Annotated in this window: 20 protein-coding genes; 11 read left to right on the forward strand and 9 right to left on the reverse strand. The window is 48.6% G+C overall.

The annotated features are described in order from the left end of the window. The first annotated feature begins 83 nt into the window (after positions 1-83). From BUB37_RS17540 to BUB37_RS17550, 3 genes are all read left to right on the forward strand, one after another. Positions 84-911 carry an alpha/beta fold hydrolase gene (locus BUB37_RS17540; protein WP_072995134.1) on the forward strand — a complete coding sequence of 276 codons (828 nt, stop codon included), beginning with the start codon at positions 84-86 and terminating at the stop codon, positions 909-911. Positions 912-1057: 146 nt separating this feature from the next. Beyond that, positions 1058-1846: a polysaccharide deacetylase family protein gene (locus BUB37_RS17545; protein ID WP_072995135.1), complete on the forward strand. Its 789-nt coding sequence runs from the start codon at positions 1058-1060 to the stop codon at positions 1844-1846. Between the two features lie 33 nt (positions 1847-1879). Next, a complete protein-coding gene (locus tag BUB37_RS17550; protein ID WP_072995136.1) occupies positions 1880-2305 on the forward strand; it encodes a VOC family protein in 426 nt (141 codons plus the stop codon). A 2-nt stretch (positions 2306-2307) separates the two neighbouring features. On the opposite strand, the gene BUB37_RS17555 is transcribed toward BUB37_RS17550, so the two are convergent. The 4 genes from BUB37_RS17555 to BUB37_RS17570 all read right to left on the reverse strand — a co-directional run bounded on the left by BUB37_RS17555 (position 2308) and on the right by BUB37_RS17570 (position 7401). Then, positions 2308-3279, reverse strand: coding sequence for an aldo/keto reductase (locus BUB37_RS17555; protein WP_072995137.1), 972 nt, complete (start codon positions 3277-3279; stop codon positions 2308-2310). A 238-nt stretch (positions 3280-3517) separates the two neighbouring features. Continuing rightward, positions 3518-4942, reverse strand: a complete 1425-nt coding sequence (locus BUB37_RS17560; RefSeq protein WP_072995138.1) for a Gfo/Idh/MocA family protein — start codon at positions 4940-4942, stop codon at positions 3518-3520. A 17-nt stretch (positions 4943-4959) separates the two neighbouring features. Beyond that, complete coding sequence (locus BUB37_RS17565) at positions 4960-5718, reverse strand: 3-keto-disaccharide hydrolase (protein ID WP_072995139.1); 759 nt, start codon at positions 5716-5718, stop codon at positions 4960-4962. Positions 5719-6096: 378 nt separating this feature from the next. Next, entirely contained in the window at positions 6097-7401 is a 1305-nt protein-coding gene (locus tag BUB37_RS17570; protein ID WP_072995140.1) for an MFS transporter, read from the reverse strand. Between the two features lie 132 nt (positions 7402-7533). Between BUB37_RS17570 and BUB37_RS21680 the strand changes: the two genes are divergently transcribed. Continuing rightward, a complete protein-coding gene (locus BUB37_RS21680) occupies positions 7534-7698 on the forward strand; it encodes a hypothetical protein (RefSeq protein WP_170863187.1) in 165 nt (54 codons plus the stop codon). 83 nt (positions 7699-7781) lie between these two features. On the opposite strand, the gene BUB37_RS17575 is transcribed toward BUB37_RS21680, so the two are convergent. The 4 genes from BUB37_RS17575 to BUB37_RS17590 all read right to left on the reverse strand — a co-directional run bounded on the left by BUB37_RS17575 (position 7782) and on the right by BUB37_RS17590 (position 13066). Further along, complete coding sequence (locus tag BUB37_RS17575) at positions 7782-8804, reverse strand: PAS domain-containing sensor histidine kinase (protein WP_244526883.1); 1023 nt, start codon at positions 8802-8804, stop codon at positions 7782-7784. Positions 8805-9132: 328 nt separating this feature from the next. Beyond that, positions 9133-10017, reverse strand: a complete 885-nt coding sequence (folD, locus tag BUB37_RS17580) for a bifunctional methylenetetrahydrofolate dehydrogenase/methenyltetrahydrofolate cyclohydrolase FolD (RefSeq protein ID WP_072995142.1) — start codon at positions 10015-10017, stop codon at positions 9133-9135. Between the two features lie 69 nt (positions 10018-10086). Then, positions 10087-11424 carry a signal recognition particle protein gene (gene ffh, locus BUB37_RS17585; RefSeq protein WP_072995143.1) on the reverse strand — a complete coding sequence of 446 codons (1338 nt, stop codon included), beginning with the start codon at positions 11422-11424 and terminating at the stop codon, positions 10087-10089. A gap of 253 nt (positions 11425-11677) precedes the next feature. Beyond that, entirely contained in the window at positions 11678-13066 is a 1389-nt protein-coding gene (locus BUB37_RS17590) for a hypothetical protein (protein WP_139278135.1), read from the reverse strand. Positions 13067-13174: 108 nt separating this feature from the next. On the opposite strand from BUB37_RS17590, the gene BUB37_RS17595 reads away from it, so the two are divergent. The 4 genes from BUB37_RS17595 to BUB37_RS17610 all read left to right on the forward strand — a co-directional run bounded on the left by BUB37_RS17595 (position 13175) and on the right by BUB37_RS17610 (position 18120). Further along, positions 13175-13687 (forward strand): RNA polymerase sigma factor, encoded by a 513-nt coding sequence (locus tag BUB37_RS17595; RefSeq protein ID WP_072995145.1) that lies wholly within the window; start codon positions 13175-13177, stop codon positions 13685-13687. A 53-nt stretch (positions 13688-13740) separates the two neighbouring features. Next, positions 13741-14643: a FecR family protein gene (locus tag BUB37_RS17600; protein WP_072995146.1), complete on the forward strand. Its 903-nt coding sequence runs from the start codon at positions 13741-13743 to the stop codon at positions 14641-14643. After that, positions 14633-17155: a TonB-dependent receptor gene (locus BUB37_RS17605; protein WP_072995147.1), complete on the forward strand. Its 2523-nt coding sequence runs from the start codon at positions 14633-14635 to the stop codon at positions 17153-17155. Before BUB37_RS17600 ends, BUB37_RS17605 begins: the two co-directional genes overlap by 11 nt. 278 nt (positions 17156-17433) lie before the next feature. Next, on the forward strand, positions 17434-18120 hold the full coding sequence (locus BUB37_RS17610) for a haloacid dehalogenase type II (protein ID WP_072995148.1): 687 nt from the start codon (positions 17434-17436) through the stop codon (positions 18118-18120). Between the two features lie 20 nt (positions 18121-18140). On the opposite strand, the gene argS is transcribed toward BUB37_RS17610, so the two are convergent. After that, entirely contained in the window at positions 18141-19925 is a 1785-nt protein-coding gene (argS, locus tag BUB37_RS17615) for an arginine--tRNA ligase (protein ID WP_072995149.1), read from the reverse strand. Positions 19926-20101: 176 nt separating this feature from the next. Between argS and BUB37_RS17620 the strand changes: the two genes are divergently transcribed. The 3 genes from BUB37_RS17620 to BUB37_RS17630 are packed head-to-tail and all read left to right on the forward strand — an operon-like array spanning position 20102 to position 23507. Further along, entirely contained in the window at positions 20102-20527 is a 426-nt protein-coding gene (locus tag BUB37_RS17620; protein WP_072995150.1) for a hypothetical protein, read from the forward strand. A gap of 24 nt (positions 20528-20551) precedes the next feature. Continuing rightward, positions 20552-21979, forward strand: a complete 1428-nt coding sequence (locus tag BUB37_RS17625; RefSeq protein ID WP_072995151.1) for an SDR family oxidoreductase — start codon at positions 20552-20554, stop codon at positions 21977-21979. Between the two features lie 49 nt (positions 21980-22028). Beyond that, positions 22029-23507: a BCCT family transporter gene (locus BUB37_RS17630; protein ID WP_072995152.1), complete on the forward strand. Its 1479-nt coding sequence runs from the start codon at positions 22029-22031 to the stop codon at positions 23505-23507. Positions 23508-23637 lie beyond the last annotated feature (130 nt).

A 23637-nucleotide genomic window follows, 5' to 3' on the forward strand; every position in this document is an offset into this window, starting at 1 on the left:
GGCATCCTTTTCCATCGGTACCATTTCCCATGTGCCAAGCTTAAAAAAACTCGTTTTTTCACTTTAGCCCCGAAACACAAACCGTGAATAAAATCACCCCAAAACTATATGGGAAGTACTTTAACCTATTGGCCCTTTTCTCCAAAAAAAAGGCGGCACAAAAGGCGTTTGAAGTATTTAGCACTGTACGAAAAGGTCGTGTTTTACCACAGCAACAAGAATACCTGAACCGGGCCAAGGATCAGGTTCTCGAAATCGCAGGACACCGGCTGCAGACCTACCGATGGCCCGGGACCAAGGAAACGGTCTTACTGGTGCACGGCTGGGAAAGCAACAGCTTTCGATGGAGAAATTTAATCGGCTTTCTACAAGAGGCCAATTATGATATCGTCGCCTTCGATGCCCCCGGCCACGGATATTCTTCGGGTAAAAATTTACACCTGCCCCTTTATGGCCAATGCATTCGGAAGGTAATCGAAACGTACGACCCCAAGTATTTGGTAGGCCACTCCCTAGGGGGGATGGCCATACTCTATACCGAATACAATTGGCCCAACAAAAACGTAGAGAAGATAGTGACCATAGGTTCCCCTTCGGAGTTTCATGAAATACTCGACCATTACCAAGAACTGCTCGGGTTCAACGACCGGGTCTTAAAAGCCTTTGAAGCATACGGCCTTGAGCGCTTTGGTTTCGATATTCGCCATTTTTCATCGTCGAAGTTTGTGGCCGACAATCATAAAAAAGGGCTGTTGTTTCACGACGAATTGGATGTACTTGCGCCGTTTCACGCTTCGGAAAAAGTGCACGCCCGTTGGAAAGGAAGTCGATTTGTTCGTACCAAGGGACTGGGCCACTCCATGCATCAACCCGAGATCAACGAACAAATAGTCGCCTTTTTGGAAGAATAAGGCCCGATGTCCCTTTTACAGGCGTCAGGTAACGATCAAGGCCTCCGGTAGATGAGCCCAAAATGATGCCTGCCCCGGTACAACACGGAGGTCCTTTCCCTTGTTCCTGTTTTTTTATTTGCCATTTTTAACTTCCTTTGCCAAGTATGAAATATCGCTTAGCGCTTTATCTTATGTTATGGCTTTGGATCGGCATGGACGCCCAAATCCTAAAAAAGCCCCTTCCCGACAAACTGGTAGTATTGACCTTCGATGATGCTCCGGCCAGCCAGTATTCGATTGTTGCGCCCCTGTTGCGCCAATACGGTTTCGGGGCCACCTTCTTTGTCTGTGAATTTCCCCCCAACTATAGCGATAGTACCCTATACATGACCTGGCGACAGATAAAACAGCTAGACCAAATGGGCTTCGAAATTGCCAACCACACCCGAACCCACCCCAATGTGACCAAATTGAACAAGACCGGGTTTGAAAAAGAATTGTCCTATATTGAAAACACCTGTGATTCTTTGGGCATTACGACACCGAGAAATTTTGCCTATCCGGGTTATGGACTTAATTCGGGGGTATTGGTTTTTTTGGAGGACAAAGGCTATGTTTTTGCCCGTGCGGGCGGAAGCAGGCCCTACGATCCCCAGGTCGACCACCCCTTCCTCATCCCCAGTTGGGCAAGTGATGCAACGAATGAAAAGGAAATTTTAAAAGCCCTTGGGCAGGCCAAAGACGGAAAAATTACGGTCTTGACCTTTCATGGGGTCCCCGATATCGAGCATCCTTGGGTAACCACGCCCCCTGAACTGTTCGAGAACTATCTAAAATACCTCGACCAAAATGGGTATACGGTAATCGCCCTCCGCGATCTGGAGCGGTACATAGATGTAAGGGAGGCCAAGAAAAGAATCGCCCCCGACCTGAACCGACCGCTTAAAAACTAAGTCAACAACGCTATCGAACTAAAACAACAGACCATGCAGAACGTAAGTCCCTTTCATATTGCCATACCCGTTCACAACCTTGACGAATGCCGAAACTTTTATCGCGAAATACTGAATTGTGAAGAGGGCCGCAGCAGTGACCATTGGGTAGATTTTAACCTTTTCGGCCATCAGTTGGTAATTCATTACAAACCCAAAACGGAAACGGACAGCTTGCACTACAACCCCGTTGATGGCCATGACGTACCCGTGCCCCATTACGGGGTGGTCTTGCCTTGGGATATTTTTTGGAGCTTTGCCGAGGAACTTAAGAACAAAAAGGTCCGATTTAAAATCGAACCCTATATCCGTTTTAAGGGCCTGGCCGGCGAACAGGCTACCATGTTCTTTTTAGATCCTGCCGGAAACGCCCTCGAATTCAAGGCCTTTAAAGACCTCTCCCAGCTTTTCGCCAAATAGGCTCATTGCGACCACGAGGTCGGGGTTCTGTCCCACCGATGTTTTTTCAGCTCCCTTAGCAAATCGGCCGGCAGCCCTTTACCGTCGCTGGTGGCGGTATTGGCCAGTACGTTTCGCTGCTTTCGCATACCGGGTATGGTCGTACTTACGGTTTTGTTTTCCAAAATAAAGCGCAGGGCCATTTCGGCCATGGTCATCCCCTCCGGAATCAGGGGCCGCAATGCATCGGCATGCTCAACACTTGCGTTCAGGTTCTCGGGCACAAAATAAGTAGCACGCCAGTCCCCTTCGGGAAAAACGGTTTCCTTGGTAAGGTTGCCGGTCAAGGTTCCCTCGTCGAAGGGCACCCGGGCTATCACGGCAATGTCCCTTTCTTCGCAAAGCGGAAAAAGCCGGTCTTCGGGATTTTGGTCAAAGATATTATAGATGACCTGTACCGCATCGATAAGTCCCGTTTCAAGTGCCTTGATACCGTTTTCAGGTTCCCAGCGATTGACGCTGATACCCATTGCCCTTATCTTTCCGTCCTTTTTCAAGTCTTCTACCGCCCTTTGCCATTCTTCGCGGTGCGACCAAGAATCGTCCCAGGTATGAAACTGCATTAGGTCGATACGTTCCATTCCCAGATTGACCAAGGTCTTCTCGGTGTATTCGACAATGTGGCTGGTCGGATAGGAATCCTCAAAACCATATTCCGGTTTTGCCGGCCATTGAAAGTTCTTGGGCGGTATCTTACTGGCGGTATACAGTTTTTCCCTGGGATGCCGGCGCACGAGTTCGCCCAAGAGCTCTTCGCTATGGCCTTCGCCATAGCCCCAGGCCGTATCAAAAAAATTAACCCCGTTCTCAACGGCCAGGTCCAAGGATTTTGCCGATTGTATATCGTCCGATTCCGTCCATCCGGCCATACCCCACATGCCATAGCCGATCTCACTTACTTGCCAATCGGTTCTTCCGAATCTTCTGTACTTCATTTAAAATAAGGTTTTTGTTAATGGTCGTGTGCCGAGGGCCACATCCCTTCCTGAATCGCCAAAAGGCCGCACAAGGGCATAAAAATAGGCCCGGACTACGTTTCCCAGCTAGGTAATTTACGACTTTTGTACGGGAACACTGCCCATCGGCAACATCCTTTTTATCCCTACAAGAAGCAACCACCGGTTAGTTTGGTTATGGCAAACGCGTTTCGGGCCCAATTTTAATTTTCCCCGATCAAAAATCGCGGTAATCGCCGCCTAGGTACTGATTGGCTTCCTCTTCGGCAAACTTGGCCGCCTCGGCATCCCAATGTAAGGTCCTGTTCGGAAAACGACCGGCAATGACGCCCAAGAGAATGGTCTCGGTCAAACGTGCCGAATAAGAGAAGGGCGCGGTGGTCTTGCCCTTGCCCAAACAGGCATCTACAAATTGATGGTAATGTTTAGGGCCCTCCGATTGATAGTTGCGAACGGGTTGGCCCAAATTATTCGCCTTGGAAACCTCTTCAATTTCCTTTGATATATCTACATATTTACCCTTTACTATTTTCTTGGGCAACTGCATAAAATGGGGCAATAGCAAACGGCCTTTTTTGCCGATGAACATAGCGCCTTGATCCGGAAGTTCACCTTCTCCGGCCGCCTTGGCATCAAGGGACATTTTCTCTTCCATGGTAGCCTCCTTTGCCTGTTTTTTACTCAAAGAGGCCTTACTGCCCGGCAAGATAAGGTCTTCGTGCTCAGGTGGCATTCCAGGTCCGTCGTACCAGACCCATTTTAATGTTTTTGTGGTATATTCCGTACCGGGAAATTCGTAGGTAACCGTGTTGTTTTCAGGATACCCGAATCCGTTAGGTTCCCTGCATTCGTTCTTAATGGTCAACGGAACGTCCAAATTAAGGGCGTTGTAGGGAGTATCGAAGATATGTACGCCCATATCGCCCAAGGTACCGCAGCCATAATCCAAGAGCTTCCGCCAATTACCGGGATGGTAATATCCCTCTTTGTAGGGGCGCTCCTTAGAGGTGCCCAACCACAGGTTCCAGTCCAAATGTGCGGGTACGGGGTCTTCCCCTGCGGGCTCTTCCCCGTTATAGCCCCACGATTTGGGCGACCAGGCCCTTACGGTATGCACCTTGCCAATTATACCCGATTGTATCAAAAGGGTGGCCAAACGGTAATCGTAGAACGAATGTACCTGTATCCCCATTTGCGTGACCAAGTTCTTTTCTTCGGCCATCTTCATCATTTTTCGCGACTCATCGACGTAGTGGGTCAGGGGCTTTTGGCAATATACGGGCTTGTTCATTTCCATGGCCATCAGGGATGCCGGCGCATGGGTATGGTCGGGGGTCGATACGACGACGGCGTCGATTTCATCCCCCATTTCATTGAGCATAACCCGGTAATCGAAAAAGACCCTGGCCCCTGGGTGCAGTTTATGGGCCTTCGCCAAGTTGATCGAATCGACATCGCAAAGTGCCACCACATCGACCGATGGGTGCGATGAAATGGCCTTTAGGTCTTCACCCCCCATGTTACCCACACCAATATGTGCCGTTCGAAGTCGTTTTCCTTGTTGAAAGGCCCATGTAGCATTGGGCAATAGTGCAAACGATGATAGGGCTGCCGCACTTTTTAAAAATTCCCTTTTGTTCATTTTTGAGTAGTTTGGATTTATAGTTTCTTAATTTTCACATTTCTTAGCCATAACGGACTGTCGTGGTCTTGAAAGCCGATATAACCGCTTTTAAAGGTACCGTATTTGGGCGAATTTTTCCATTTCCCCTCGCTCTTGCGCTTTTCCCAGTCTTCGCTCCACGGTACAAAGGACAACAGCTTTTTGCCATTGAGCCAGTGCTCGACCTTTTCCGGGGTAAAAATGACCCTCGAAGTATTCCACTCCCCGGCCGGTTTCACTATTTTTTGCGACTCGTCGGGCACGTGCATGGCATAATCGGCACCCGTCTTCTGCCAATCCTCCAATTTGGCCTTGTTTATTTCTTCCCATTTAAGGTCGTCGAGCATCTGGTATTCGGGAGAGACTTCAGGCATGCCCCAGTCCCCTTCCTTGATATGGTAGAGCATTCCGCTATTGCCTCCTTCGGGTATTTTCCATTCCCAGTACAATTCGAAATTATCGAACTCCTCGGCGGCATAGATAATATCGTGCCCCCCTTTACGGTTCGCCTCCGTCCTTATTTCCGTATCAAAGGTCAATACACCATCCTTTACGACCCATTGCGGCGGAAGGTCTTCCCCGTTGTAGGCCCGCCACCCCTCCGTGGTCGAACCGTCGAACAGGTAGATCCATTCATCGGTATCGGCGGTAACGATCTCTTCTTTGGGACTCTCTTGTTGTGCGTTGTCCTTTTTCTCCGACTTACAGGAAAAAAGAAGGGCAAAAAGGCAAAAAATGGCAACTGTTTTTTTCATTGGGTTTGTTTATTTGGGTTCTAAGGATATTACAATTTACAAAACCTACTGCGATAACTTGACCGGGCATTGGGGGCATGGCCTTTCGCATTTGATCAAACCACGGACACTGGAAAGCGCCCCGTCATTGGTTTTCGGCCTTCCTTACCCATGAAATTCATCGGCCTGTTTCCGATTATACCCCTAAACCGGTAAAACAACCCGGCAAGCCGTGTTTTGGAATTGTGAAAGTTACTCCCACTTTGCGACAGAACCAACACTTTTCTTGGCAATTAGTAGGCTTATTTTTGCCCAAGGACAAAAAAATGGCCCAAATAGGTGATTTTAATCCTAGAAACGGGCTTGAAACACCTACTGTATTTATCCCAAATTTAACGATTACTGGGGATTATCGGCCTTGATGGACGCCAAGGAAAGGAACAATAAAAAGGCCAGTCCCAAATACCCCATTAAGCGATAGGAGCCAAAGGTCGAAAAGCACAAACTGAAGACCGAGGGGGCCAAGGCGCTGGCCAATATCAAAAAAGACATGACCTTGCCCGTAATGGCCCCCAGATGCGTACGGCCGTAGAAACGGGGCCATACGATGGCGTTGAGTACGGCAAAGAAGCCCCCTAGAATACCGAATCCGGCGATCAAAAAGGGAATGCCTATGGCCGTTGACAAGAACAAAAAGCCTACCGAGGCCAGAATACCCCCAAAAATCATCAAATAGAGATAAAGCTTTAATTTGAGGTAATCGCTCAGAAAGTTAAATACGGTAGAGACCGTAACGGCAACGACCGAGGCGGGCAAAAATATGGATATGGCCTCTTCTTTCGGAAAACCTTCACTGGCAAAGACCGAAACCACATGAAAGGTAAGCCCCGTAATAAAGAAACTATTAAAGGCGAGCATGAGCGCATACATCCAAAACGCGCGCGTTGCCTGTGCCTCCTTTGCCGTGTATTGCCTGGCGACGGGAACGGGTTTCCCCTCATCCTTCGGCCCGGGCACCTTGCCGTCAGGGACAAGTCCGTGTTCCTCGGGCTTGTTCTTATAAAACAAGAGGATGATCAGGCTAAATACCAAAAGACCGACCGCCAAGAACTGCCATGCCATTTGCCAGCTATAACCCTCGATCAGGGCATTGACCCACAAAGGCGAGGAAGAAAAGCCAAAGGAAATGGCCACACTACTGATGGCATTTACCTTGCCCCGGTTCTTATCGAACCATATCATGATCATGTTTCTGGAGGCCATGGTCAGAACCCCTTGCCCCGAAAACCTCAGTACAAAGAACAGAAGCGTCATCAAGGTGAAGGGAACCATCCAAGTACGTACATCCAGCAGCCCCTTTACGGCCTCGCTCATCCGCACCGACCACGAACAAAGCATCAGGGCAAAGGCCAAGGTAAGTGCGGCAAAAAAGGCGACCTGTCTCGCCCCGTACCGATCGAACCAGATTCCGGCCCTACCAATAACCAAAGAGCTACAGATCGTACCGATCATATAGGCATTACTGAATTGGTTTCGCGATAGCCCCAAGGCATCTTTTACGGGATCGGTAAATACCGAAACGCCGATGGTCTGCCCCGGAATACTGCAATAAATACCCACGGTACCGATTACCAAGATCATATAGCCGTAAAAAACCGGACTTTTGGCGGGATCGATGAAAGAAAATCGTTTGGTCGCTGACATTTGTGCAAAGAAAGCGCAAAAGTAAAGTTTTTGTGGGAGGTACCTGGTCTTTGGGCACCTTATGAACAAAAAAAGATACGGAATCCGTTTTTTGAACGTTACTAAAAGACCTATATCCTTTAATCCATTACAATGAAAAAGTTCATTCTTGCCTTTGCTATCCTGTGTACCATAGCGGCTATGGGAAGTTGCAGCACCGACGACAGCAACGACATCGACCTGATCAAGCCCGGGGATACGGTAATTGTCGGAAAGGTCGGATACAGTCCGGACCTAAGGACGAATCAAGCCCTTTGACCGAAGTAACTGCTTCGGGCCGCCAAATTTGAACTGGGCCGACCATCGGGCCGCCCCCTAAGGGATTGGCCCGTGTTATGCTTTCAAACGGGGAATTTTATGGTAAACGTAGTACCTTCGTTCACTGCGCTCTCTACACTGATGCTACCCCCTAGACTCGTTACGTGGTTGTGTACCAAATAAAGCCCTACGCCCTTGCTATCCTTATTCGGATTGGTTTTTTGCTTGAGCGTAAAAATCTGGTGTCCTACTTCATCCATATCGAACCCTATGCCGTTATCGCTATACGTCAATACGATTTCGTCCGTACCCTTGGTGGTTTTAATGGTTATGATCGGCGGAATCCCCGGTTTGGCATACTTGATCGAATTGGTAAAGAGGTTGAGGAATATACTTTCCAGATAAGCGGTATTGTAGTTTACGAAGGCCGCCTCTTCAAAGTCCAGATAAAATGTGGCCCTCGACTTTTTGATCAGCGACCTTACCGATAGGCTGACCCGATCGAATATTTCGGCAAAATAGACCTTCTCCAACTTCTTGTCGGGAACCTCCTTTTGCTTTAGCAGATCCACAAAGGCGTTTAGGGAATTCTTTAAAGTCTGTGCCGAGATTTTGATATAGTTGATGACCTGTAGCGTGTCTTCGTCATTGATCTTGGTCGGGTCGATGAGTTCCGTCATCGATATCAGGTTGTTGACCGGCGACCTCAAATCGTGGGAAGTGAGATAGCTTAGTTTTTTGAGTTCCTCATTGACCTTTGCCAGCTGGCTCAGATGGGAAACCCGCTCGTTTTCCAATCCCTTGTAATAGCTTATATCCCTGGCAATGGCGTAGACCAGTTGTTCTTCGGGCACCGGAATAGAGGTCCAATGCAACCAAACTATTTCACCCGATTTGCTCACGTACCTATTTTCAAAATTGACCAAAGGTACATCTTTGGTCAACTGGTCTCTCATACTAGCCGTGCGCTCCTTATCGTCCTCGTAGATAAACTCATAAATCTTTTTGGATTTCAACTCTTCTTCGGAATAGCCCAATAGCTCCACAAAGGCCGGATTGATTTTCTTGAAGTAACCGTTAAAGTCTGCGATACACAGACAATCCATTGACAAATTGAAAAAAGGATCCAAGGTTATACCCATATATTCTAATATGTATAGCTACGTTAAACCTAATCATTACAATATGGGGGGATCATGTGTTTTTCAAGTCAATACAAACACCTAATAATGATATTGTTACGAAATAACGTAAAATTGCATGTATTTATTCTCGAAACATAATAAAAAAATCGCAATAATACATTAGAATGATGGTCAAAGGCCCCATATTCGCAGAAACGGAAAGAGGAAATACATAGAGGGATACCCCCCTAACGAAACCGGGGGTATGCTGGATCATGGAACAATCCCACCACTATTCCGAAGTACGGATTTATTTTCGAGCCCTGTGCCTTTCCCGCGCCAACAGGGTGTTTTTCAACAGCATGGCTATGGTCATGGGCCCCACCCCACCGGGGACCGGTGTAATATAGGAAGCTTTTTTACTCACGTTTTCGAAATCGACATCTCCGGTAATGTAGTACCCTTTTTCCTTTGACCCATCTTTAACCCGGGTAATGCCCACGTCTATGATTACGGCCCCTTCCTTGACCATGTCGGCCTTCAAAAAACCAGGCACCCCAAGTGCGGAAACGACGATATCGGCCTGAAGGGTAAGGTCTTTGATGTTCTTGGTGCGGCTATGGGTCAAGGTAACCGTACAATTGGCCGTTTTGCCCTTTTGGCTCATCAATATGCTAATGGGCCTGCCAACAATATGGCTTCTCCCGATCACGACCACATGTTTGCCCTCGGTCTCGACCTCGTATCTTTTTAAAAGCTCCATAATTCCAAAGGGAGTTGCAGAGATAAACGCCTCCATATCAAGGGCCATCTTGCCAAAGTTAACGGGGTGAAACCCATCTACATCCTTATCGGGGTCGACGGCCATCAATACTTTTTGCTCATCGATATGTCGGGGCAGGGGAAGTTGTACAATGTATCCGTCGATCTCTTGATCCGCATTGAGCTCACGCACCTTTTCCAACAAGGTTTCCTCGCTTGTCTCCTCGGGAAGCTGGATCAAGGTAGACTCGAAGCCCACTTTTTTACAAGAACGCACCTTACTGCCCACATAGGTCAAACTGGCACCATCGTTGCCAACGAGTACCGCTGCCAAGTGGGGCACCTTTTCTCCGCGTTCCTTCATTTGTGCCACTTCGGCCGCAATTTCATCCTTTATATCGTTGGATACTTTTTTACCGTCTAGAATTTTCATGGTAATCGATTGGTCGTTGTAATTTTGTTAGGTCGTTCCTTAGGTTTTATCGGGCTTCAAGGTCGCGTGCTATCCGCGTCCCAGGGCACCGCCCATCATTTGCATCATTTTTTTGCCTCCGCCCCCTTGCATCATTTTCATCATCTTGCTCATTTGGTCGAACTGTTTTAAGAGCTGGTTCACCTCTTGCACCTGACGCCCGCTTCCCTTGGCGATACGTTTCTTTCTGCTGTGGTTCAATTTTGACGGATTCGCCCTTTCATCGGGGGTCATTGAATAGATGATGGCCTCGATATGCTTAAAGGCGTCGTCGTCTATATCAATTCCCTTAAGCGCCTTTCCCATACCGGGTATCATGCCCATCAGGTCTTTCATATTGCCCATTTTCTTGATCTGTTGGATCTGGGAGAGAAAGTCGTCGAAGCCAAACTTGTTCTTGGCGATCTTCTTTTGGATTTTCCGGGCCTCTTCTTCGTCGAATTGCTCTTGGGCCCGTTCGACAAGCGATACCACATCGCCCATACCCAAAATTCGGTCGGCCATACGCGAAGGGTGAAAAACATCTATGGCTTCCATCTTTTCTCCCGTACCGATAAACTTTATGGGTTTATTTACTACGGACTTAATGGATATGGCCGCACCACCGCGGGTATCACCATCGAGCTTGGTCAGTATAACCCCGTCAAAATTCAGGACATCGTTAAAGGCCTTGGCCGTGTTTACCGCATCTTGACCCGTCATCGCATCGACCACGAACAGGGTTTCCTGGGGCTGAATGGCCGCATGGATGTTCGATATTTCCTTCATCATCATTTCGTCGACGGCCAAACGGCCGGCGGTATCTATGATCACCACATTGAAGCCTTCGGCCTTGGCCTTGGCGATACCGGCTTGGGCTATGGCGACGGGATCGTTGTTCCCCCTATCGGAATATACCTCTACCCCGATCTGTTCGCCCACCACGTGAAGCTGATCGATCGCAGCAGGTCGGTACACGTCACAGGCCACCAATAAAGGCTTCTTTGTCTTTTTGGTCTTTAGGTAATTGGCCAACTTGCCGGAAAAGGTAGTTTTACCCGAACCTTGAAGGCCCGACATCAAAATGACCGATGGCGCACCCGAAAGGTTGATTCCCTCACTTTCGCCCCCCATTAATTGGGTCAACTCGTCCTTTACGATCTTTACCATCAACTGCCCGGGCTGTAGGGTGGTCAACACATCTTGTCCCAAGGCCTTTTCCTTTACCCTATTGGTAAATTCCTTGGCTATCTTGAAGTTGACGTCGGCATCCAAAAGGGCCCGGCGGACTTCCTTGGTGGTCTCGGCAACATTTATTTCAGTAATCTGGCCATGCCCACGCAGGGTATGTAGGGCCTTATCGAGTTTTTCACTTAAATTATCGAACATCGCTCAAGTACTTTTTGAAGGAAGGCAAATTTAATAATAACTAGGGGAAAGACAGGGGTATTCGCCGAAAAAGTTGTCTTTCGTGGCCGGTTGGATAATTATCGGACATCCCCGATTACAAAAGTCCATGAACTTTAGGAACACCCCCCTTATACCGGGGCCCGCCAGGTCAAAAAACAAAAAGCACCCATGCTTGACCATGGGCGCTTTTCTCTCTGTGGGGTAGAAAAATCGGTTAAAGATCCGATAGGTTTTATTTTTCACACTTTATTTTGAACACAATGGTCTCTTCCCTTCTGTCGAGCTCGAACTTGTCGTCGCCACATGCCATTACCTTCCAATCCCCGACATAATTGGCCAAGGTTTCGCTCAATTTCGACAACGTGACCACATTGCCCGAAATTGACCAACTGCCTTCGTCGACCAAGGTTGCATCCGAATTGTATACGTGAAGGGACATTTCTGCGGAAAAATCGAGGTACAGTTCCTCGAAAAAAGAACCGTCTTCGTTCAGTATTTCCCATTTGCACTCCTTTAGGGATTCGATGATATGCTCCTCTGAGCATAAATTGGGCTCGTAATCGCAGGCCATCTCCAAGAGCATACGGTCGCCTTCTTCGTCGGTGAACAATGCGATTTTGCCCTCGCCTAGCCCATATACCCACCAAGACCCGTTAAAATCGGGAGCCTCGGCAAACTCCACCTTGAGGATGACCCGGTAATCGGAAACCCCGGTGCCCCATGTTCCTTCGGTGGCGTACCCATATTCGTCGCCCGCGATGACTTTTCCGCCTTCCTCAAAGGTCAGGAAATAGTAAGGATATTGTTCGGTGTTGTCTTGCTCCGATTTCTTCAATGGCCTGATCGACCATGGGCATTTGCCCAATAGCTTGTCCAACCCATCCTGTGTAAAATCGTCATCGTTATAATCGGCATCATCGTCTTCGTCACAGGTCGTCTTTGCCTCTTCTATAGCCTCGACAAGCTCGCTATTGTTATTGGCCGTAACCTTCTCGCCATTGCCATACCCGAAGGATACCGGAAATTCAAAGCTTATCAGGTCGCTTTCGCCAAGGCCTGCCAAAAACCTTCTGAACTGCATATCGCCGTCCAGTTTCAGGGTATTGAGCAATTGAAAGTCCGGATTGTACGTAAAAACCGTAAGCGGATAGATGACATCGATGCATTCGATGTCGTCGTCATTACCGCCCTCGATGCAAGACTGCGTTATCTCATAAAGCTCGTCCTCGTCGTTAACCGTCAGCTCGCTATAATCCGACAAGGTTACCGTAATGGGATAGACAATCGCCATATTACAGATTTCTTGTGCCAATTCGAGCGCATCCAACTTGGCTTCGACCAACTCGAGGTCTCCCATGGAATCGACCTTGATTTCCAGCCCATTGACCACAACCGTATAAGGGAATTGGATACCCACACAACTGGCACCATCGACAATATTGTCGTACGAACCGTCGTTGTCGACCACCCTTTTTAGCAGCTCCAATTCATCGCCATGTGCGACAAGGGTCTTCTCGCTATCGACATCTTCCTCGAAAGGCTCCTCTTCCTGGCAAGAGACCAAAGCCATCGCAGCACCCAGTAGGAAAGTGCAAAACGAGAGTTTAAAACAGTTTTTCATGCGATTTGGAATTTTGCGTCGTTTCGAAATTAAAACAACGGCCAATTAAAATACCCTACTTGTCCCATTTCGGATTTTTAAAATATCTTTGAACAAAACCGAGCCCATTTGAAAACCGAAGACACAGACAATGTTTGCGAAGAGCAGGTCTTTAGCACCATCTTCAACGCTAATTCCAAAACGGTTTTTAATTATATATATTATAAATTCGGCAATGAGGAAAAAGCTTACGACGCCGTTCAGGAGGCTTTTGTAAAATTATGGGAGAACTGCGGCAAGGTTTCTCCGGCCAAGGCCAAGTCTTTTGTCTATACCGTAGCGAATAATCTGTACCTCAATGTGATAAAAGCCGAAAAAGTACGTTTAAAATATGCCGACCACCGTTTAAAGGCCACCAACGAATCTCCCGAATTTTTGATGGAGGAAAGTGAATTTAAGCAAAAACTGGACCGGGCGCTCAACGGTTTGCCCGAAAACCAACGGACCACATTTTTGCTGAACAGGATCGACGGAAAGAAATATGCCGAGATCGCCGAAATGGAAGGGGTAAGTATCAAGGCCATCGAAAAACGGATGCACTTGGCCCTCAAATCGCTACGCGAACAAATAGACGGTATTTAGTACGGGTAGGGTTTTTACATACATGATTGTTATAGAGCATATAAGCTGAAGGAATGCAAGAGAATTATTTGGCAAAATGGTTGAACGACGAACTTACGGAGTCGGAGCTCTCAGAATTCAAAAAAACTGACGAGTATGCCTCCTATGTTCGGATCTTAAGGGCTTCCGATCAATTGGAAGCTCCGGGTTTCGATGCCGAAAAAGCGCTTATGGCCCTAAAAAACCGTCGTACCTTAAACGAGACCAAGGTGGTTCGCCTGCATCCGTTCAAGAAATTTTTAAGCGTAGCCGCCGCGGTTGCCGTGGTCATGTTGGGCGCCTATTTCTATTCAAACACCCTTGACGAAAATATAGTTACGGGATTTGCCGAGAACAAAGAGATCGTATTGCCCGACAGTTCGGAGGTTATTCTCAATGCCGGATCGCAACTTACCTTCAACGAACACAGCTGGGAAGACAACAGAAATGTCAGGTTGGATGGCGAGGCCTTTTTTAAGGTCGCCAAGGGTGAGCGATTTACCGTGGCCACCGACGCGGGGACCATTACCGTTTTGGGAACCCAATTTAACATCACCCAACGGCAAGGTATTTTTCAGGTCGTCTGCTTTGAAGGCTTGGTCGGCGTCACCTACCAAGGCAAGGAGACCCAACTGCCCGCCGGAAACATTTTTAAGGTTATCGACGGAAAGATAATACCCACCGGGGCACCGACCGGTTCCGAGCCTTCTTGGTTGCACAAAGAGAGTTCCTTCAAAAGTGTGCCCCTTAAGTACGTTCTGGCCGAATTCGAAAGACAACACAACCTTGAGGTCGAGACCCAAAACATCAACGGCGACCAACTGTTCACGGGTACATTTAGCAATACCGATAAGGAACTGGCGTTGAAAAGCATTTGTACGCCTTCGCAAATAAAGTTTAAATTTGAGGGCACCAAAGTGCTCTTCTATGGCGAATAAAATCTACCGTTTTTTTATTGTTTGCCTAGGCCTCGCTTTCTTGACCCTACCTTCCAAAACAAAGGCCCAAGAAGTTTCCGATTACATTCTGTTGACCGAGCTGCTCGGCGACCTCGAACAGGAACACGATATCAAGTTCTCTTATGTGGACCAAAACATCGAACGGTTAAAAATAAAAAAACCGGCTTCGAAGGCCTTGGAATCCATTCTCGCTGAAATAGAGGCACAGACCCAACTGCGCTTCGAAAAGCTAAGCGCACGCTACTATGCCCTTACCCTAAACGAGGCCTTGGATATTTGCGCGACGGTCTTGGACAATTTTAGGCAAAACACGGTAAGTGGCGCCACGGTTGAAGTCTTGAGTAGCGACATAGCCATAGTTACCGATGGCAACGGCCATTTTGCATTACAGGACATCCCCAAGGATGCGGTGTTGCGCATCGCCCATATGGGCTTTAAAAACCTCATCGTCAAGGCCTCCGACCTAACCGGACAATCCCCCTGTAAAACCTTGCTGTTGGCCCAATTCTACCATCAACTGGAAGAAGTCGTGGTCTACGATTACCTGACCAAGGGACTTGTAAAGCAACCCGATGGAAGCATCGAAATGAGCAATGGGGAAATGGGTATCCTTCCGGGTTTGACCGAGCCCGATGTACTCCAGGGAATACAGGCCCTGCCAGGTATAAAAAGCATCGACGAAACCGTATCGGACATCAACATTAGAGGAGGCAGCAACGACCAGAACCTCATTCTTTGGGACGGTATAAAAATGTACCAATCCGGGCATTTTTTCGGACTCATTTCTGCCTTTAACCCCTATTTGACGGAAAAGGTTTCCCTGATCAAAAACGGCACCAGCAGCCAATACGGCGATGGGGTGAGCGGTATTATCGACATGCATACCAAAAACGAAGTGGCCGATCGGTATTACGGCGGCGCCGGTTTTAACCTCATCGGTGGCGATGCCTTTGGCCACATCCCCATAAAGGACAACCTTGCGGTGCAGTTTTCGGCGAGGCGATCCCTTACCGACCTGGTCGACACCCCTACCTACAAAAAATTCTTTACCCGGGCATTCGACGAAAACGAAATGGCACAGGATGGCAATTTCTACTTTTACGATTTTACCGGAAAGGTACTTTACGACATCAACGAAGTACAAAAAATACGCTTGAGCTTTATCAATATCAACAATCTCTTGGATTATTCAGAGCATGGAATGGATGGCGGAACCCCGACCCAGAGTGCACTTGACCAAACCAACCTTTCGTTCGGCACAAGCCTGATAAGCGAATGGGGCGAAAAATTCTCGACCCAAGTCAACGCCTATTACACCCGGTACGACCTCAAGGCCGAAAATAGGGGCTCCAACGCCCAACAAGTTCTCTTCCAGAACAACAGGGTCGAAGAGACCTCGGCCAAACTGAACACCATCTACCGGCCCAATACGAAGCTGAGCTGGCTGAACGGATATCAGTTTAGCGAGACGGGCATTGCGAACGGAACCAATGTCACCCAACCCCCTTTTCAAAGTAACGTACGCGATATAGTACGCAGCCATGCCCTATTTACGGAATTTACCTATACCGCCGACAAACAAAGATTATTCTTGCAAGGAGGCCTGCGGTTCAATATCTTAACGAACCCCGGGTCTTATGAAGAGTTCATTGTCGAACCCCGACTCAGCCTCAACTATAGGTTGACCTCCCAGTTGAAATTAGTGGCCTTAGGAGAATTTAAAAGCCAGGCCACCAATCAAATTTTGGATTTGGAACAAAATTTTTTGGGCATAGAAAAAAGGAGGTGGATCGTTTCAGATGGCGAAACCCTGCCCATCACCAAAAGTAAGCAGGGTTCCCTGGGACTAAACTACGACACCCGGCACCTCTACATCGGGGCCGAGGCATTTTACAAGGAAGTAAACGGCATAAGCACGCTTACCCAAGGCTTTCAGAACCAAGACCAGTTCAATGGGGAGATCGGCAGCTACGAGGTTAAGGGCATTGAATTTCTCATTAACCGCAAAACGGATCATTATAGTATTTGGGCCAGCTATACCTTTAATGTCAACAATTACCATTTTCCCGACCTCATGCCACCCAAATTTCCCAACAACCTGGATATCAAGCACGCTGTCACCTTGGCCGGAACGTATACCTTGGACCATTTCAAAGTGGGGGTCGGACTTAATTACCACACCGGAAGGCCTTTTACCGAGCCAACCGACGACGCTCCCATCGACACTACCTTTTTTCCCTACCGCATCAATTACAAGGAGGCCAACAGTAGTCGGCTTCCCGAATATTTACGCGCCGACTTTTCGGCCACCTACAACTTCGATCTAAGCGAAACCCTTAAGGCCTCGGCCGGCATATCGGTACTGAACCTTACCAACCGAAAGAACACCCTGAACACCTACTATCAACTTAACGAACAAAACGAAATGGAGTCGGTTACCACAACCTCCTTGGGCCTAACACCGAATGTCAGCTTTAGGATCAGGTTCTAAGACAAACACGGTGTAAACCACCCCGCCCTTCGGTCGGAAACGTTTTTTGCACCGGCCCAAGAAAGTGTATTTTTTAGTTTCCGGAATGGCAAGCAAGACCAAAGAAGTCCGGTAGCTCCCGGCCATCCTGCCCTTGGCACATGCCCCACATCAGCTGGTATCGGCCTGTTGACCAAAGCATTCCCATATACAAAACAGTTAGGCCACCATGGCCTGCTTGCCTTTCGCTACCATTCACCTTATCTTATGCCTAAAAGAATGCAAAAAACTATCTCCCAATGAAAAAACAAAGACCCAAAGTTCTATTTTTTGATGTAAACGAAACCTTACTGGACCTCGCCCCCATGAAAAAAAAGATGGCCCATGTATTGGGAGGGAATGGCAATTTATTGTCGTTGTGGTTTACCACGCTGCTCCAATATACCTTGGTTACATCGGCCAGTGGGCGTTATAAGGATTTTGTGGACATCGGGGCGGCTACCCTACAAATGGTCGCTGCCAACCACGGAATGGCACTGACGAAGAAAGAGGCCAGGCAAAGCGTAAGTTCGTCCCTGCTATCCCTGCCCGCGCACCCCGAAGTAAAAGGGGCGTTGACAGCCTTGAAAAAGGCAGGTTACAGGCTCGCGGCCTTTACCAACGGTTCGAACGAAGGGGTCAAGGCCCAATTCGAATTTGCCGGTCTTACCGACCATTTCGAAGAAAGGCTAAGTGTCGAGGACGCGGGAAAGTCCAAGCCCTTCGGTGAAGCCTACGAATGGGCGGCCCGTACGATGAATGTCGATCCGGAAGACTGCATGATGATCGCCGCCCATGGCTGGGACGTTGCCGGAGCCCAATGGGCCGGCTGGCGCGCCGCATTTATCGAACGCCCGGGGCAACAATTGTTTCCACTGGCGCCCCGAGCGGAAATTGTGGAAACGGATCTAATGAAGGTTGCCGACATCCTTATCGAATACCGATAGCAAGCCAACAAGAAAATGGCCTACATGCGCTCGGGCACCCCGATTCCCAATAATTTAAAGGCCGAGGCGATCACCTCGCCCACCTTTTTGGCCAATTTGACCCGAAACGCCTTTTTGGTCCGGTCGGCTTCCCCCAAAATGGAAACCTGCTGATAGAACGAGTTAAACTCCTTCACCAGGTCGTAGGTGTAGTTGGCAATCAGGGCCGGACTGTAATTTTCGGCGGCCAACTGAATGGTTTCGGGATATAACTGCAGTTGCTTGATCAGTTCCTTCTCCTTCGGATGAAGTTCGGTTACACTTGCCGGACCTTCGTCAAAGGCACCGGTTTCTTCCGCCTTTCTTAATATCGACTGGATCCTTGCGTAGGTGTACTGGATAAACGGCCCCGTATTCCCTTGAAAATCCACCGACTCTTCCGGGTCGAACAGGATTCGTTTTTTGGGATCGACTTTCAAAATGTAATATTTTAAGGCCCCGAGCCCGATCATCTTATAAAGTTCTCGCTTCTGCGCTTCGGAGTAATCTTCCAATTTGCCCAGCTCAGCCGCAATATCGGCCGCGGTCTGGGCCATTTCCTGCATCAGGTCGTCGGCGTCGACAACCGTCCCCTCCCTACTCTTCATCTTTCCGCTCGGCAAATCGACCATACCGTAGCTCAAATGGTGTAGTTTTTCCGACCAGGAAAAGCCCAATTTTTTAAGTATCAGGAACAGCACCTTAAAATGATAGTCTTGTTCGTTGCCAACGGTATATACCATACCGTTGACATCGGGGTGGTCCTTTACCCGTTGAATGGCCGTACCGATGTCTTGGGTCATGTACACCGCCGTACCATCGGAACGCAATACGATCTTCTCGTCGAGGCCTTCGTCCGTCAGGTCGATCCAGACACTTCCGTCCTCCTTCCTGTAAAATACCCCTTTCTCAAGGCCTTGGGCCACTACGTCCTTACCCAACAGATAGGTATCGCTTTCGTAGTAGAGCGTGTCAAAATCGACTCCCAGGTTTTTATAGGTTTCTTCGAACCCCTCGTATACCCACCCGTTCATTTTTTTCCACAAGGCTACGACCTCATCGTCTCCGGCTTCCCACTTTCGCAGCATTTCCTGGGCTTCCAAAAGGATCGGGGCCTCCTTTTCGGCCACTTCCTTGTCGACACCTTGGGCCACCATCGCGGCAATTTCCTCCTTATAGGCCTTATCGAAGGCCACGTAATAGTTGCCCACCAATTTATCGCCCTTGAGTCCGGTACTTTCAGGCGTTTCACCGTTCCCGAAGCGCTTCCAGGCCAACATACTCTTACATATATGGATGCCCCGGTCGTTGATGATCTGTGTTTTGTACACCTTATTACCGGAAGCCTTTAGGATCTCGGATACGGAATAGCCCAAAAGATTGTTTCTTATATGCCCCAGGTGCAGGGGTTTGTTGGTATTCGGCGAAGAATACTCCACCATGACGGCACCGCTGTCGTTGCTGGCGGCATATCCGTAGTCGGCCACATCTTGGATCTGTCCGAAAAAATCGATGTAAAACGAATCGTCAATAACGATATTCAAAAAGCCCTTGATCACGTTATAACCCGAAACGGCCTGGACCTGATCTTTCAGATAGGCCCCGATCTGCTCCCCGATCTGGGCCGGATTTCCCTTTACATAACGCAGCATGGGAAAAACCACTACCGTGATGTCCCCTTCAAAATCCTTTCGTGTCGGCTGAAATTCTACTTGAGGTAATTCTACCGAAAACAGTTCGGCCACCGCTTCCTTTACCTTTGCTTCCAAAATCGTCTCAATACCCATGGGTTCTTCTCGTATATAAGGTTGCAAAACTAATCATTTTTGTGCTTTTCCATTGCTGTTGCGTCCAGATTCGTTCGGAAAGGGTCCGAAGGACTTCACGGTTTTCAGTATCTTTATTGAAATAGCGGTCCATCCGATTTTTTCATAAGTCAAGATAGGCCATAAGCCAAGTCATTATGCTGCTCAACGTATCGTATTCCAACAAGGAACTTACCCGAAAAATAGACCGTGCCGTAGGCAAGCCCTTTACACTCAGACAACGTTGGGCCATGGGCGGTATCGGTTCGCCCAGGTTGTTCATCACCGAAACGAGTACCGAAATCAGAAACCTGCTCATTCTCGACAACCATCGGGATCAGTGCAACATTGAAATGCGCCCAAAGGGCATTGTGGTAAGGTTTAGGTCTTTGCTTGAAACTTTTGCCCTGGTGATCCCCTACTACAAATTGGCCGTATACAAAGGCAATTCGGCGACATATACCCTTCACCGCGACCATCATTTTATAAGGATAACGGGCGACACCAAGGCCGTCCAACAGTTTTTCAAAAAGCTTTTGGGTTACAAGGCGGACAATGCCCCAACCCCAATCGAAGACCTATAGGGCCGAACCCCGTAAAACATCCCCATGAAAATTCTACTTACAGGAGCCAATGGATACATAGGAATGCGATTGTTGCCCCAATTGCTGAAAGAAGGCCACAAGGTGGTCTGTGCGGTACGCGACGAAACCCGTTTTTCGATAAGCGGGGAGATGCGCGACCAAATCGAGGTTGTAGAAATCGACTTCTTAAAAAATGTAGAATCGGGTAAGCTTCCCCAAGACATCGAAGCGGCCTACTTCCTCATCCATTCGATGAGCGCCTCTACCGACACCTTCGATAAAATGGAGGCCCAAACCGCCAAGAACTTCAATTCGTACATGGCCAAAACCGGTGTAAAACAGGTTGTTTACCTCAGTGGCATCGTAAACGACGAACAACTATCAAAACACCTTCAATCGCGTAAAAACGTCGAACAGATCTTATACCAGGGCCCCTTCGAGCTTACCGTGCTTCGCGCCGGCATTATAGTCGGATCGGGCAGTTCGAGCTTTGAAATAATTCGCGACCTATGCGAGAAGCTCCCCGTAATGATAACCCCCAAATGGGTCTTGACCAAAACGCAACCGATTGCCATACGCGACGTCATCGCATTTTTGACGGGGGTTCTGGGGCGGCCGGAAACCTATAATGCCTCCTTTGACATTGCAGGTCCGGATGTGTTGAGCTACAAAGAAATGTTGGTTCAATACGCCAAGGCCCGGGGATTTAAAAATTGGATCCTCACGGTTCCCGTAATGACCCCGAAACTATCGAGTTATTGGCTGTATTTTGTTACCTCCACCTCCTACAAGCTGGCCATGAACCTAGTGGACAGCATGAAAATAGAAGTGGTTGCCAAAGACCGGCGGCTTCAGGAAATACTGAACATCGAGCCCCATACCTACCGCGAGGCCATTGACTTGGCCTTTAAAAAAATCGAACAGAACCAGGTTATCAGCAGCTGGAAGGACAGCATGGTCAGCGGCCGTTTTAAAAAAGACCTCGGCCAATTCATCCAGGTACCCAAGTACGGGGTACTGACCGACAAGAAAGCCATCAAAGTAGACCATCCCGAGCAGGTTTTGTCGAACATTTGGAAGATCGGGGGCGAAAACGGATGGTACTACGGCAACCGGCTTTGGAAGATCAGGGGTTTCCTTGACAAACTGTTCGGTGGGGTCGGACTCAGAAGGGGGCGTACCCATGCCCACAAAATCTACGCAGGCGACTCGCTCGACTTTTGGAGGGTACTCTTGGCCGACAGGGAGGGAAAACGCCTATTGCTCTTTGCCGAAATGAAACTCCCCGGCGAAGCGTGGTTGGAATTTAAAATAGACAAAGACCAGGTACTGCACCAAACGGCCACCTTTAGGCCGAGGGGACTTAAGGGAAGATTGTACTGGTACAGCTTGGTTCCCTTTCATTATTTTATATTTGGGGGTATGGTCCGCAACATTGCCAAAACACCCTAAGGGCATCCGGCCTTGGCCAGCGCGGTACGGAAAGCCTTAATACAAGACAATGAACACCTTAAAAAACCCTTTGCTATCGCTTTCCATAGGCCTGATCTTTCTCTTTACCCTGGTGGTGTTCCTTGCCACCGAAGCCAGTTACGAGGGCATCGAACGGGCTTCCTTATGGGTGCGCAACTACTTTGGCCATTTTTACCTCTACCTGGGGCTGGCCTGCGTACTCCTCTTGCTGGGCATCGCCTTTTCGCCCTTGGGAAAAATAAGACTCGGCAAGAAGGGCACCCGACCCGAACATAGCCTTTGGGCCTGGACGGCCATGCTCTACAGCGCCGGTATGGGCGCGGGCATTTTGCTACGTGCCGTTCAGGAACCCGTTTTTATGCAGCAACACCCGCCCTATCTTTCCGACCTTCCCCCAGAAACACTGGCCCTCGAGTTCACTTTTTACCAATGGGGCTTTACCGCCTGGGCCTTTTATGGCCTTTTTGCCATGGTCGTAGGCTACGCCCTCTTCGTACGAAAAAAAAAGGTACGCGTAAGCGCCACGATAGAGGACACCATCAAAAACCCCATGGCTCGAACCGGTATCGATGTAATGACCATAATTACCACGGTATTCGGACTGATTGCCGCGGTGGGCCTGGGCACTACCCAGATCAATGGGGGGCTCAACCACATATTTCAATCCCAATTCGGATTGACCACAACCCTCTCATTGACATTTTTGGTATCGGCAATCGCATTTTACTCGGCATGGCAAGGGGTGGACAAGGGTATAAAGGTGATTTCAAAACTGAACATCCTGGTGACCATGGCTATTTTGCTTTTCGTATTTTTTGCAAGCGATATCGGTGCCATCCTACGCTCCTTTGCCACGGCCACGGGGCATTACCTCATCGACTTTGTTCCGATGAGCCTTGCCTGGGGCGACTACGACCCCGGCATTGCCTTTCTGACGGACTGGACTTTCTATTACTGGGCCTTTTGGCTGGCCTGGGCCCCGTTCACGGGCATATTCATCGCACGGATATCCAAGGGACGAACCTTAAGGCAATTGCTCTTGGGCGTGTTGGTCTTACCTTCGTTGGGTACCTTTTTCTGGTTTTCGGTTTTTGGTACTTCCTCATTTGACATCATTGATTCTTGGGGAAGTTACAGCGGCGAATTCGGTAATGTCTTCTCTTCCATTTTCGTGTTCTTTGAAAATTACCCCATGGCCTCGCTACTAAATTTCACTACGCTTTTTTTGTTGATCAGTTTTTTGGTCACCTCGGTAGATTCGGCGGTTTTTGTACTCAGTATGTTCAGCGACCACGGCAAAAAATCACCGGGCAAACGGCACCGCCTGATCTGGTCGGTCTTTATCTTATTGGCCACAATGGCCATGATCCTATTGGGCCATGCCAAACCTGACATCGACGTGCTCACGGCAGTCCAAAAACTCTTGATCGTAACTTCGCTTCCCTTTGCCCTGTTTATGGTGGTAATGGCCGGGGTATTCTTAGCGGAGGTAGTGAAACGCCCTTAAACCTGCCACCATCCAATGCATTGGCATATAGCTGTTTCGGGCATGCCGCAAGCTTGGCTTAAGGAAGATATGGCGTTGACTTTACATCAAATTGCCGAGTTGGGCCATTCCGCTATCATCGTTGATAAAT

This window comes from Pseudozobellia thermophila, from assembly GCF_900141855.1.
Classification (GTDB): Bacteria; Bacteroidota; Bacteroidia; order Flavobacteriales; family Flavobacteriaceae; genus Pseudozobellia; species Pseudozobellia thermophila.